Below are 13641 nucleotides of genomic sequence, written 5' to 3'. Positions count from 1 at the left end.
CCTGTCGTGCGAAGCATGCCCGACGTCGACTGTCCGCCAACCAGCCTCATGTTCAGCCGGCCCGCACGAACCTGATCTCGGCCGGAGCGCCGTCGACATCGATCACTGCCACGCCACTGATGTCGGCGGGTCCGGTGGCGACGAGGGTCGCCACGGCTCCGCCGCGGAGCTGCACGACGGTGTCGCCGTTGACGTCGGAGATGGTGGTTCCCGCCTCGGGACGACCCCACACCTGCAGCGTGATCGCGACGAAGGGATCGTTTCCGATGCGCTGCCCCGGTTCGACCGTGGGGATGACGGCGCCGTACCGGACGAAGAGCGGAAAGGTCTCCAGCCCGTGCCTCGTCCTGACGTACCGACCACCCTCGATGACCACCCTGGTCCAGTAGTCGACCCACCTCCCGGCGGGCAGGTAGACCATGCGCTCCCCGGACGGATCGTTGACCGGCGCGACCAACAAGTCTCGCCCGAACCTGTACTCCTGGTCGGCGTTCCACGCGACCGGGTCGTCGGGGTCGTCGACACTGAGCGCGCGGAGCATCGGCTCGCCCGTACGCGAGGACCGCACCGCCGCCGAGTAGAGATAGGGAGCAAGGTGGTGGCGGATCTTCAGGGCCCGAACGACCAGCTCCTCGACCTCCGCACTGAACTCCCACAACTCCCGGGTCTTGGTGCCGTGGAATCGCAGCAGCGGGGAGAGTGCACCGAACTGGGCCCAGCGGACGTACAGGTCGTCACTGGGCCTGCCGTTGAAACCGCCGGCGTCGTGCGACCAGAACGGCACTCCTGACAGGCCGTGGCTCGCGCCCCCTCGAATGGTGGCTCCCAGCCCGGCCCAGGAGGTCTGGACGTCGCCGGACCACTGGGCGGAGTGTCGCTGACCACCCAGGAACGACGAACGCGCCCACACAAACTCGTAGCCGTGCACCTCCCGGGTGACCTCACAGACGGCGTCGTTGAACAGCAGCGTGTAGGCGTTGTGCAACTCCGTTCCGGTCATGCCGTTGTACGCGACCGCATCGGCCGGCACGCCCTCACCGAAGTCGGTCTTGTACAACGCCGCGCCCGCGCGCAGCGGCCCGCGCAGCAGTCCCTTCCACCAGGCGACAGCCTCGGGATTGGTGAAGTCCAGGATGCCGCTCGCCGGCTGGTACCCGTGCCAGACGTCAGCCACATAGGTCCCGCCTCCGCTGCGCCTGAGGAAGAAGCCCCGCTCGTCTGCTTCGGCGAAGACCGGCGACTCGTGGGACACGTAGGGGTTCATCCAGAGGCAGACCCGGAAACCCTGCTCTGCGAGATCCGCGAACATCCTCTCGGGTGTGGGGAAGTTGGCCTCGTCCCACCGCATGTCCGACCAGTGCCTGCCGGTCTGCCAGTAGGTGTCGAGGTGCAGGACGTCGCAGGGGATCCCGTGCTCGCGGATCTTCGCGGCCCGCGCGACGAAACGCTGCTGGTCGTCCCGGGCGAAGCCGGAGGATATCCAGGTGCCGAAGGCCCACTTGGGCGGCAGGGCCGGACGCGAGGTCAGGCGGTTGTAGCGGTCCAGGATCTCGACCGGCTTCCCCGCGACGAGGAAATACTCCAGCGCGTCGTCGGGCACGACGAACTCGACCACGCCGTGCGTGGACTGTGCCATGTCGAACTCGACCGGTGCTCCGGAATTGACCAGGACTCCGTAGCCGCGATTCGAGAGATAGATCGGTATATTCTTGTAGGCGCGAATGGAATCCGCCCCGAACGCGTCGAAGTTCCACATCAGCGGACGCTGACCCTGCGCATTCAACGGCGCGGAACGCTCGCCGAATCCGGCGAAGGCCTCGTTGGGGGAAGAAGTGAACGACTCATGATACGCCACCGGCTCGCCATCGACGAACGAGCGACCGAACGGCAGGTTGCGCAGCCTGGTGGAGATGTCTCTCTCGCCACGGTTCTGACTGACCAAAGCCCTGCCGGTGGCGTCCAGATAGCAGAGCGACCAGGGATTCAGCGTGGCGACCGCACGGACCGAGCCGGCATCCACCAGAACGACACCGTCGTCGACCGACACCCTGGCGTGTTCGTAAACGCCGGCATTGACCAACTCAAGAACGCGGGCTACTTTCGGCCGTGCTGCCGGCACGGCGGAGAGCCGTGCTCTGACGACACCTTCCGCTACGGCGGCAAGATCGACGTAGAGTTCCTCACCTGTGGAAGTCGTCGCCCTCAGGGCGATTGAGGCGGGTTGTTGAGCGACGACCGCTGCGAACTGCACGGTCGACAGCCCCTCCTCCCCGTAGGCTCGCAGCGGAAGCTCGGGTGGCGGTGCGACGAAGTACTCGCGTTGCACCAGCGGCGGGTGGTAAGGCATAGAGTTACTCCCAGGCCATTGTGCGGACATGTTCTTGGTCAGTGGAAGGGACGCATCGAGAACGCCGGAAGCCGCCTGCACTCCGTACGGGGATCCGCCCTGCGGCCCCTGTTCTGACATTGAAGGCTATTACTATCTAGGAGTGCCTTCGATCGGCTCCGGTCGCGCGTGCCCGCCGCACCGGCGAGCGGACCCAAGCAGGGTCGAGCGTCGCGGAGCGGTCAACCATCCCTGTTCGACTGCGCAGGGCGGACAGTCGAACGCCGGTGGTGACGAGTCACTGCCCAGGGGCCCACCCCTGCCGCGCCCTCATCGGGTACCCCACCCGGCGACCCGCATGGCCGAGACGGCATCCTGCCATGCCCGACCCAGGCCGAGCCTCGACGAAGCCGCAGCCTGCCGGGTCAGGCAGAGGGTGTCGTGAGACAGGTCGAGCGTGAGGTAGCCCTCGCTCGCGAGCAGCTGACGACAGGCCAGCCGATCTCGGCGGCTCAGGTGTTTGTGTTCGTAGAGGAGCACGGTCGGCTTGCGACGCTGAAGGTCGATCGTCCTGATGATCTCGTAGTCATGACCCTCGGCATCTATGTGCAGCAGATCGATCTCCCCCACACCGTGCCTCCGACACAGGGACTCGAAAGTGGCGCAGGGCACCGTGATGGTGATAATCCGGTCTCGGATATCCGGGATGACCTGCTGTATCCAACTGTCCAGCATGCTCTCCAAGGTGAACGACCCGAGTTGGTCGTACCACTCCGGCAAGGGATCAGCGCTCTCCCCCAGGCAGTAGAAGTCCGAAACCCCGTCATGGTCAGTGACGGCCGTGTTGACCAGGTTCAGCCCCGCCCGGTCGCCATAGTTCGATGTCAGCCGCTCGAAGACGTACGGCACCGGCTCGACCATGATTCCCTGCCAGCCACCCGCCAGGATGAACGGCCTGAGCGGATCATTGTGCTCTCCGTCGTTCGAGCCTATCTGGACGAAGAAGACCGTCTCCCACGCTGTGTGGAATCCTTCGAGGAAGCGCGCCACCACCGTGTCTGACAGATCCATCTCGAAGCTCCCGATACCGTCGTCAATCGAGACCCAAAAACTGGCACCCAGGAGTGACTGGGCAGACCGAATCTGCGCCTCGCAGACTCACTGCTCACCGTAACACTCACCCAAGAGCCGGATGTCGCTATATGTATCGGCCTACCCGAGCATCGCAATAGCCGCACCGGACAAACGTTCGAACGCCATCGACACCCGTCATGCCCACTGGATCGGGGTAGGTGTTGCGTAGGCCCGACCAAGGCGTACGATCACCGACAAAGAACGCGAAAACACTGTCCGCAGATTGACGCTCACGCCGGATAGGACTGCAATGCATCACGCCCGGGGCGGGCGGTTCCGCTGTCACCCCTGAGCACCCAGCCGACGATTCCGACGGAGCCTCGACGAGCCTGAACTGACTTATCGCGGCCCACTTTCCGGAGGCAACATGCAGCGCGGCGCCTATTTCCTCGCCAATGACGCGATCTTTGAACAGACCGTCGGGTTCCTCAACAGTTTCCGGCTCCACAACCCGACCATCCCGTTGTGCCTGGTGCCGTTCTCGGACGAACATTCGCACGTCAGCGCCCTGGCCGCCCGGTACGACTTCACGGTATGGCGCGACGACGGCATCCTTCGGCGGTGCGACGAGATCAGTCGACGCTTCCACGACGGCAGAACGATGGGCCAGTACCGGAAGCTGGCGATTTGGAAGGGCCCCTTCGACGAGTTCGTCTACATCGACTCCGATACGATCGTGCTCGATTCGGTGGACTTCACCTTCGATCACCTCTCGCGGCACGACTTCGTCACCTCGCACTCCAACATCCCGCGCATACGGCACTGGGTGTGGCGAGACTCCATCTACCGGACCGAGGCGCTGAGCGCCGAGCAGATAGAGTACGCCACCAACACCGGCTTCCTGGTGTCCCGCGCCGGGCTGCTGGATCCCTCGACGGTCTGGCAGAACCTGGCTGCACCGTTGTCCCTGGCGCCGCACATGGAGTTGCTCTGCCGGGAGCAACCTCTGTTGAACTATCTGATAGTGACATCAGGTCGGCCGTACTCCAGTCTCTCGGTCATCGCCGCCGAGAGAAACGATCCTGACATTCCTCAGGAACAGTGGGCCGGCCACGACATCGGTCGGGTCGAAGCCGGCCGGCTCATTCCATCCCAGGTGAACCGGGTGCTACTGGTCCATTGGGCCGGGGAGTGGCACCGGATCCGCACCGAGGGCGGAACGCTGCCCTACTACGACCTGTGGCAGCACTATCGCGCGATGAGCGGCGACGAGAGGTGAGGTGGCAAGGGTGCCGGACATGAAGGTGGCACAACTCAGGGAGAACCTGACCTGGGTCGGGCCGAGCGTCAAGGAGATCATGTGGCAGTACAAGGAGATCTTCGAACACGGCTGCTACGACGTGATCCAGCTTCCCGAACAGCCGTTCGTGGTAGACGTGGGCGCCAACATCGGGCTCTTCATGCTGTTTGTCAGGCAGCGTCAGGAATCGGCTGAGATCCTCGCGTTCGAGCCGATGCCCGAGCCGGCGAGATCCCTGCTCCACAACATCGAACACTATGGCTGGCCCAAGATCACACTGCACCAGTGCGCGCTCGGTCGGGAGGACGAGGCCGACGTGCCGTTCACCTACTACCCGCTGCTGCCCGGCAACTCGACCCGGTATCCGGAGCAGAAGGAGTTGCAGAAGAGTGTGCTCTACGACTTCGAGCCGACCGACTACATCGACCGCCTGCACAGCGGCTACGAGGTGCGCGTGGATGTCCGCCGGCTCTCGTCGTTCCTGCCGGACGACCGCCGCATCGACCTGTTGAAGATCGACGTCGAGGGCGCCGAACTCGACATCCTGCTCGGCATCGACCAGTCGCACTGGGCCCTCATCGATCAGGTCGTCATCGAGGTGCAGGATCTCGCGGGGCGGCTCGAGGACATGTGCGACCTGCTCATCCAGCACGGTCTGCGACCGACGGTGATGCAGGCGCCGATGATCCCCTCGGCCATCGTGACCTACGTCGTCTATGCGGACCGGTTGCCGACGTGACCGAGCACGACGCGCCGAGGGACGCGGAGACAGACTTCCGGGATACCGGGCTGCCGCTTGCCGAGCGTGTCCGCCACCTGCTGGGCCTGCTCTCCCGAGACGAGAAGCTGGCGATGATGCACCAGTACTCCCCCGGCGTACCCCGGCTCGGCATCCCACCCCTCGTCTGGGGAATCGCCGTCCGCCGGGGCGCGGACCCGGTACCGGGCGCGACGGTCTTCCCGCAGGCAGTCGGTCTCGGCGCCACCTGGAACCCGGATCTCCTCACCCGCGTCGGTGCCGCCATCGCGGCCGAGATCCGCGCCCACTACCACCGGCAGCCGACGATCGGGCTGGCGATCTGGGGTCCGGTCACCAACCTGCTGCGTGATCCCCGCTGGGGCCGTAACGAGGAGGGCTACTCGGAGTGCCCGGTGCTGACGTCCACACTGGCCACCGCGATGTGCCGGGGTCTGTCCGGGCAGAGCGACGCCGGTGCGCAGCGGGCGACGACGCCGCTCCTGCAACACTTCCTGGCCTACAATCACGAGAACGAACGCGGCACCCACTCGGTGCTTCTCCGCCCCCGGGTGCTGCACGAATACGATCTACGAGCCTTCAAGGCGCCGATCGTCGACGGCGTCGCCGACGGCGTCATGCTCTCCTACAGTCGGGTCAACGGCGTACCCAACCACCTGAGCCCGCACATCCGCGGCCAGTTGCGGGACTGGGATCCGGACACCGTCGTGATGTCCGACGCGTGGGCGCCCAGTTTCCTCGCGCTGGACGAGAGACCGTCGTTTCCGAGTCGGCTCCAGGCCTATGCCGCCGCCGTCCGGGCAGGTCTGGACCTCTTCGTCGACCAGGGTGACCGCAGCCACGTCATCACCGACAACCTGGGCCGCGCGGTGGCGGACGGTTTCGTTCGCGAGGAGTTGCTCGACGCCGCCGTGGGCCGGCTGTTGCGGATGCGGATGCGGTGGGGCCAGTTCGACGCGGAGGCGACCGACGCCGGGGAGTCCGGGCCGGACAGCCCGGACCTGCCGGCGCACCGGCGCCTCGCCGCCTGCGCGGCAGCGGAGGCGATCGTCCTGTTGAGCAACCGGGACAGCCTGCTTCCCCTGGACCGGGCCGCAGTCCGTCGGGTGGTCGTCGTCGGCCAACTCGCCGCCATGGTGTGCCGCGACTGGTATGCCCCCCAGTTCGACGACGGCCGGACGCCGATGGCGGGGATCGCCGGACTGCTGGGTGCCGACCGGGTCACTCTGGTGGAGGGGGTCGACGTGATCGCCCTACGGTGGCAGGACGGGTACGTTACGTCCTCGACGACGCCCGAGGGAGGGCCGCTCACGGTGCGGCAGGTGGCGGTCGCCGAGGCTGCACAGCGCTTCGCCATCTTCGACTGGGGCTCCGAGGTCTGTTCCCTGCGCGCGGAGAGCAACGGGCGTTTCCTCCGGAGCAGGTCGAACCGGACGCTGGTGAACGACCGCGCCGCCCCGGAGGGTTGGCAGGTTCGCGAACGGTTCCGGCTGGTACCACAGGGCGCCGGTGCGGTGCTGCTCGATGTCTCCACCGGGCGTTACGTGGCGCCACCGGCCTCCGACGGGGTGCTGCGCACGGCCGCCGCCACCGCCGAGGCCGCCGCGGTCTTTCGGGTGGAGTTGGTCACCGACGGCGCGGCCACCGTCGGCGCGGCGGCCGTGGACGCGGACGTGGTCGTCGCGATCGTCGGAAACCACCCGCTGATCAACGGGCGGGAAGCGGAGGACCGTACTGACATCAGGCTGGCGCCGGCCCAGGAGAAGGTCGCCCGCGCCGCCGCCGCAGCGAACCAGGCCACCGTGGTGGCGCTCGTCAGCAGCTACCCGCTGGCGGTGGCGGAACTTGCCGCCGCGGTACCGGCAATGCTCTGGAGCAGCCATGCCGGACCGCAGCTCGGCACCTCCCTGGCGGACGCCGTCTTCGGGGTCCGAGCACCGGCCGGGCGTCTGCCCCAGACGTGGCCACGCCAGGTGGCGGACCTCGGCGACATGTACGAGTACGACATCATCAAGGCCCGCAAGACGTACCTCTACGCGGACGTCGAGCCGCTGTTCCCGTTCGGGCACGGCCTGACGTACCCGTGTTTCTGGTACGACCTGGAGGTGCTGCGCCCGATTGTCTGTGTCGAGGACCCGATCGAGCTGTCGGTCGAGGTCGGCAACCCGGGCCCGGTGGAGAGCGACGAGGTGCTCCAGATATACGGCCGCGCGCGGGGGTCCCGCCATCCGCGCCCGCTACGACAGCTCCTCGCGTTCCGCCGGGTGCACGTCCCGGCGGGCACCGCCCAGACCGCGCTGTTCACCATCGCGCTGCGGGAACTGGCGGTCTGGGACGTGGATCGGCACGAGTTCGTCGTGGAGCCCGGCGACTACGACATCATGCTCGGACGGTCATCGGCCGACATCGTGACGACCAGGCGTCTGACGGTGCGCGCCGAACCCGTCGGCCCGCGTCGGCTGGACGGCGGCCCGGTCCGGGCGTCCGACTTCGACGACTACCACGCTTTCTGGCCGCAGGACGACGCCGAGACCGGGCTCACCACCATGACCTGCGGTGACGCCGGCGGATGGCTCCTCTTCCGGGACGTCGCCGTACGGGGCACACGCGTCCGGGTGCGGGCCGTCCGCCCGACCGCAGGCTGGGCGGCGATCGAGTTCCGGCTGGACGACCCGGACGGTCGGCTGCTGGCCGTCGCGCCGGTCGTGGGCGGCGTCGACGGCGACGTCATCGAAGTCCCGATCTGCACCGGGATGGATCGCCGGGACATCCTCCTGGTGGCGACCGGGTCGGTATGGCTGGAGACGGTGGAGTTGTACTGAGGCACCCCTGCTCGTCACCGGTCGGCCGTCGACGCCTCGTCGGCCGGTACCCAGGCGTGGACGGAGTGCAGTTCCCCGTACACCACGGACAGCTCCTGTCCCAGCCCCTGCTCGAGTCGGTGTGCCGTCGTGACGAAAGGTGGCGTCCGGATCTCCGTCCGGCACCAGCGGATCTCGATCCTGTTGCGGCCAGCCCGCACGTCCGGCGGTCCGACGGTGATCCCGAGCGGTCGCCACTCGTCCGCGAGTTCGAGGTCGCCCGCGTCGGCTCCGTTGACCCGGACGCGGAGGGTGCCCGAGCCCGGTGAGCCCAGGCGGGCCACGATCTGCAGCTGCACCGGCCGGGCGGCGTCCAGCCCGAAGGAGAACGTGCTCACCTCGGTGTGTGCCCGGAAGTAGTGGCGGTAGCCGGTCGGCCGACCGGGCAGGGTGGGCAGGATGCCCTCCCAGTCCAGCGGCCGCCAGGCCGGCGCGAAGATGGGGTCGAGCAGGTTGGTCCGGACGCCGCCGGCGAGTACCCGCTCCGGTGACACCGCCGGCTCGGCCGGCGCGGTGACGCCGACCGTGCGCAGCTGCGACATGAACGCCTCGACGAGGGCGTCGTCGTGGACGTAGCGGCCGGTACGCCCGATGCCGCGCAGGAAACGCTGTGCGGCCGGGAAGCCCGGCACCTCGATCGTCCGCATCCACCAGGGCACCGAGGTCGCGGGCGCGGAGCAGTACGCCGCCATCGCGGTCACGATCTCGGCGTCCGCCGCTGCCGCCGTCCGCGCGAAGTGGGTCAGCGTCTCCTCCGGCTGCGCGAAGTCGGCGTTGACGAAGCCGGCGCAGAAGGCCGCTCCCGCTTCGGTCCGGGGGTCCGGCGGGGTGAGGCGCGCGGCGCAGGTTTCCCGGGTCACCGTCACGCCCACCAGAGGCGCGATACCGTGCGCGATCTCGGTCGCGGCCAGCAGCAGACCTCGCCCGTTGAGGTGGCAGAAGTCGTAGAAGAGCGACCGGTCCGGAATCCCGCTCGCGGCGTACGTCGGTAGCAGCGTGGTCAGGTCGACGAGCTGGGCACCGCGATCCGCGACCGCCTTACGGGCACCCGCGGCCCCCGCGGAGGGCAGCCACGACGGATCGATGCCGTCGCACCAGAGTCGAACGTCGAATGCCCGCCGGTAGTTGGCCAGTGCCTCGGTGAGGTCGCCGCGGAAACGATGTGCCTCCGCCCTGAGCCGGAATCCCTCGTCGGACAGGCCCCCGTCGAGGTCGTGCAGCGCCGTGGCCGCGCCGAGCACCCCGTCCCAGTCGCCGGCGCGAGCGAAGGCCCGCGCCTCGTCGAGCAGTCGACACCAGGACAGCTCCGCGCCGCCGCCGAGGACGGGGGCCAACGGCGCCGGGTGCCAGTCGAGGAGGTTCCGTTCCGGCAGGACGAAGACCACCGATGCCACGTTCTCGAACAGTGCGCAGATCTGCTCGACGAAGCCGACGGCCAGTTCGGTGAGGGCATTCTCGCGCTGCCGCAGCACGGCTTGGAGACCGCCGCCCTCCAGCGCCCGCGCGTCGCGTGCCCTGGCCTCGGTCGGCGCCCACTCGCTGAGTTCGTACTTCCAGTTGTTGCCGGCGAAGACGACCACCAGGTCGGGCTCCAGGTGCCGTGCGGAGGCGGCGACCTCCCGGACATCGGAGATCCGCGCACCGCTGAGCGCGAGGTCGACGACCTCGATCCCCTCGGACGCACTTCCCCGCAGTGCCTGCTCAAGCAGCTTCGCCGGGGTGATCACGGGCTCGTAGCAGAGGCCCCGCGCCACTGATTCGCCCAGGAGGAGGATCCGCCGCCCGTCCGGCCGCCGGCCGAAGTCCGTGCGGTCCCCCCAGTTGGGCAAGTCGCCCGCCGACCGGACGTACCTGTCGTCGGCTGGCCGGTGGTCCCATACGCCGATCCGGCTCGGCGGCTGCGTTTCTTCCATGGCCCCTCCCGATAGCCAGACGCCCCCACCGGGCGGCGTCATGCGAGCTCGTACACGGCGAGCGCCCGGCCGGACTCCGGCTCGTCGCTGAAGGCGGAGACCTTGCCGCGCGCGGTGATCGACGCGGTCAGCGACGGCGGTACGTCCGCCACGTCGACGAGTACGTCGCCCAGGACGACCGCGTCGAGTCGCGACCGGGCGAAGCAGGCCAGCGCGTCGGTCGGCGTGCAGACGATCGGCTCACCGCGTTGGTTGAACGACGTGTTGAGCAGGACGGCGCAGCCCTCCTGGGACCAGAACCGCTCCAGCAGCGCGGCGTAGCGCGGGTTGGTCTGCGGGTCCACGGTCTGCACCCGGGCGGAACCGTCGGCGTGGGTCACCGCCGGCAGGCTGTCGGTGAGTGCCTGGACGGTCTCCAGCATGAAGGGGTGCTCCTCGCCACCGGCGAAGTACGTCGACGCGTGTGAGCGCAGGACGCTGGGCGCGAACGGCCGGAACGCCTCGCGGAGCTTGACCAGGCCGTTGATCCGGTCACGCATGCCGGCGACGCGGGGATCGGCGAGGATGGAGCGGTTCCCGAGCGCCCGCGGCCCGAACTCCATGCGGCCCTGGAACCATCCGACCACCTGACCCGCCGCCAGCCGCCGCACCACGTCGTCGAGCAACTCGTCGGGTCGGATCCTGAAGTCACCGAAGGGCAGGTTCGCGGCCCGTACGACGGGAATGACGTCCCGCTCGGTGGAGTACTCCGGGCCCAGGTACACGTCCCGGAGGCGTCGGACCGGCGGAGCGCTGCCGAGGTCGCGGGAGACCTGCGCGGCCGCGCCGAGCGAGCCGCCCGCGTCGCCGGCGGCCGGCTGCACGAAGATGTCGTCGAAGAGCCCGCTCTGCCGAAGGCGGGCGTTGGCGACGCAGTTGAGCGCCACCCCGCCGGCCATGCAGAGATTCCTGGCCCCGGTGCGTTCCCTGACCCTGCTAGCCTTTTGCAGGACCACGCTCTCCAGGATCGACTGCGCGCTGCTGGCCAGGTCGGCGTGCCAGTCGGTGAGCGCCTCCTCGCCGGCGCGTGGTGGCTGGCCGAGCAACTCGACCAACCGGGGAGACCACATCCGGCGCAGCCCGAGGAAGTCGAAGTATGTGAGATCCAGCCGTACGTCGCCGTCCTCGTTCCACCCGATGATGTGTCGCAGCCGGTCGGCTAGCACCGGCTTCCCGAGCGGCGCCAACCCCATCGTCTTGTACTCGCCCTCGTTGACGTCGAACCCGAGGTAGGCGGTGATCGTGCTGTAGAACAGCCCCAGGGAATGCGGGAACCGGTCGGCCTCGACCAGATCGATGCCCCGGTCCACGTGACCGAAGCCGTACGACGACGTCGACCACTCGCCGACCCCGTCCAGCACGAGGACGGCCGCCGACTCGAAGCCGGAGAAATAGAACGCGCTCGCCGCGTGCGACATGTGGTGCGGTACGAATCTGATCGGACGATCGCAGCCGAGGCTCTCCCGCAGCGCCCGGAACGGGCGGTACGGATCGATCCTGGCCGCGAGTTCCCGGGCTACCTGCGGCCTCGTCTCCGTGGCGAGCATGGACATCTGCCGATCCAGCTTCATGGCCGGATCCTCGTAGTAGGCAAGACAGTCGATCTCGGCCATGGTGAGTCCGGCCAGGTCGAGGCAGGCTCGCGCCGCTCGCCACGGCACCGTACGGTCCTGCTTGCGACGAGAGAACCGCTCCTCCTGCGCGGCGGCGATGAGGCGGCCGTCGACCATGATCGCCGCTGCGGCGTCGTGGTAGAGGGCCGAGACTCCGAGGACGTTGCTCATACGCTCTCACTCTCTTCTGGTCCGTCGTCGCGATCGGCGCTCCCGGCGCGGTTCGGTGCTCCCGGCGCAACGGGACCGGCGACCACGAGGCCATCCGCCGTCCAGCGCGCGACGTGGTCCTCGGTAATGCCATGAGCCCGCATCAGGTTGCCGACTCTGACGCCCCCCTCGATGTCGGCGAGACACGACCGAAGTGTGGGGTCGGCGCAGAACCCGGTGTAGTCGTTGTAGTAGCCCCCCTGCAGCCGGGCGGCCCAGGGCGGAATGCGCAGCAGGGTGTCCGCGGAAAGCGGGGGCTGCGGGGTGAGAACCGGGCCCGTGTCGCGCTCGCAGCCCAGAATGGCATCGGAGTAGCCGCGCAGTGCGGTCGCGAGCGAGTACCGGTGGCGCAGGTACGCCATCAGGTCCTCGCCGACCCGTTCGCGGCGGCCGATCACCTCCGCGAGATGATCGGCAGCGGCGTCGACATCGCCCGGATCGACCTTGCGGACGAGTTCGTCCGGCACAGTCGTCCGCTGCGCGGCCACCCGTGAGACGATCGCCGGAACGCCGCAGAGCATCGACTCCACATGCACATTGCCGAATGCCTCGGGAAAACTGCCGATGCAGAGCGTGGCCACGCCCGTCGAGTAGTAGTGCGGCATCTCGGATCGTGGCACCCAGTCGTGAAAATGGAGGTTGTCCCGTACGCCGAGCCGGGCCGCCTCGTCGTTCGCCGCCGCGTACGCCCTCGTGTGCGCGGACTCCTCGTTGTCGACCGCCACGTCGGGCCAGACCGGCACGAGCAGTCGCACGCGCGCGAACACGTCCGGGGAGAGCCGGTCGCGCAGGGCCGCGAGAACCCGAATCGTGTCCGGCAGGCCCTTGCTCTCCTCCGGCCGGTGTGGGAACAGGACCGCGACGACGTCCGGGGCCAGGCCGAGCCGCTCGCCCATCGCACCGGCGCCCGGCCGGTACCGCGCCGTGTCGAAGCCCGTGTTCACGACGCGGATCGCGTCGTCGGGCAGCGATCGGTGCCGTCGCAGTGTTTCCCGGACACAGGCACCCACGTAGTCGGAATTCGTCACGAGGCGGTCACCGTTGAACGCGATCGTGCCCGCCAGAGTGTGTGGATAGACGAAGTCGTATACTCCGCCGACGAGCGGCCGGTCCGCGCGCACGAAGTCAAACCGCAGGTTGAGATCGTGTACATAGAGCAGGTCATGGCGTTTCGCCTCGTCGAGCAGGACGTCGACCATGTCCGTCAGTCGGAACGGCGGAGTCCAATATGGGTCACCGACCCCGTTGTTGAAGCCGAGCACCGGTCGTACCGTCACGCCAGGAAATAGGTCGAGTTCGGTCGGCGCCCCCGGCAACGTTCCGCAATACACCGTGACGCGCACACCCAGCCGACTGAAATAACGCAGCACGTCGACCAGCACCGCCTGCGAGCCGTCCTGAGCGACTTCGGCCAGCAGCGGTCGAACCTGGAAAAGCAGCAGCCGCGTACCCCGATAAGAACCTGACGCCATGCAGATACCCCCATGCCCGTCGATCGACATCACTATATCCACGACTGGGTTATCGGGCAGCCGTCGCGGTTGTTCC

General features: G+C 68.1%; 8 protein-coding genes. 3 read left to right on the top strand and 5 right to left on the bottom strand.

All coding sequences use genetic code 11. The features are described 5' to 3' along the window. Positions 1-52 precede the first annotated feature (52 nt). A complete protein-coding gene (locus E1193_RS02495) occupies positions 53-2347 on the bottom strand; it encodes a TIM-barrel domain-containing protein (RefSeq protein WP_132179808.1) in 2295 nt (764 codons plus the stop codon). Between the two features lie 309 nt (positions 2348-2656). Then, positions 2657-3397, bottom strand: coding sequence for an FkbM family methyltransferase (locus tag E1193_RS02490; protein ID WP_132179806.1), 741 nt, complete (start codon positions 3395-3397; stop codon positions 2657-2659). A 430-nt stretch (positions 3398-3827) separates the two neighbouring features. On the opposite strand from E1193_RS02490, the gene E1193_RS02485 reads away from it, so the two are divergent. From E1193_RS02485 to E1193_RS02475, 3 genes are read left to right on the top strand one after another with little or no spacing between them, the layout of a single operon-like run. Further along, a complete protein-coding gene (locus E1193_RS02485) occupies positions 3828-4679 on the top strand; it encodes a hypothetical protein (protein WP_132179804.1) in 852 nt (283 codons plus the stop codon). A 19-nt stretch (positions 4680-4698) separates the two neighbouring features. Further along, positions 4699-5439 (top strand): FkbM family methyltransferase, encoded by a 741-nt coding sequence (locus E1193_RS02480; RefSeq protein WP_132179802.1) that lies wholly within the window; start codon positions 4699-4701, stop codon positions 5437-5439. Beyond that, positions 5436-8279, top strand: a complete 2844-nt coding sequence (locus E1193_RS02475; protein WP_132179800.1) for a glycoside hydrolase family 3 C-terminal domain-containing protein — start codon at positions 5436-5438, stop codon at positions 8277-8279. Before E1193_RS02480 ends, E1193_RS02475 begins: the two co-directional genes overlap by 4 nt. 14 nt (positions 8280-8293) lie before the next feature. Here the strand turns inward: E1193_RS02475 and E1193_RS02470 are convergent, their stop codons facing one another. From E1193_RS02470 to E1193_RS02460, 3 genes are read right to left on the bottom strand one after another with little or no spacing between them, the layout of a single operon-like run. Further along, complete coding sequence (locus E1193_RS02470; RefSeq protein WP_132179798.1) at positions 8294-10231, bottom strand: SGNH/GDSL hydrolase family protein; 1938 nt, start codon at positions 10229-10231, stop codon at positions 8294-8296. Positions 10232-10269: 38 nt separating this feature from the next. Beyond that, on the bottom strand, positions 10270-12054 hold the full coding sequence (locus E1193_RS02465) for a carbamoyltransferase C-terminal domain-containing protein (protein ID WP_132179796.1): 1785 nt from the start codon (positions 12052-12054) through the stop codon (positions 10270-10272). Continuing rightward, on the bottom strand, positions 12051-13595 hold the full coding sequence (locus tag E1193_RS02460) for a glycosyltransferase family 4 protein (protein WP_132179794.1): 1545 nt from the start codon (positions 13593-13595) through the stop codon (positions 12051-12053). Before E1193_RS02460 ends, E1193_RS02465 begins: the two co-directional genes overlap by 4 nt. Positions 13596-13641 lie beyond the last annotated feature (46 nt).

Origin of the sequence: Micromonospora sp. KC606, assembly GCF_004348675.1 — a bacterium.
Taxonomy (GTDB): domain Bacteria; phylum Actinomycetota; class Actinomycetes; order Mycobacteriales; family Micromonosporaceae; genus Micromonospora.
The sequence above is the reverse complement of the archived record's forward strand: the minus strand, read 5'-3'. Positions and strand labels throughout refer to the sequence as shown.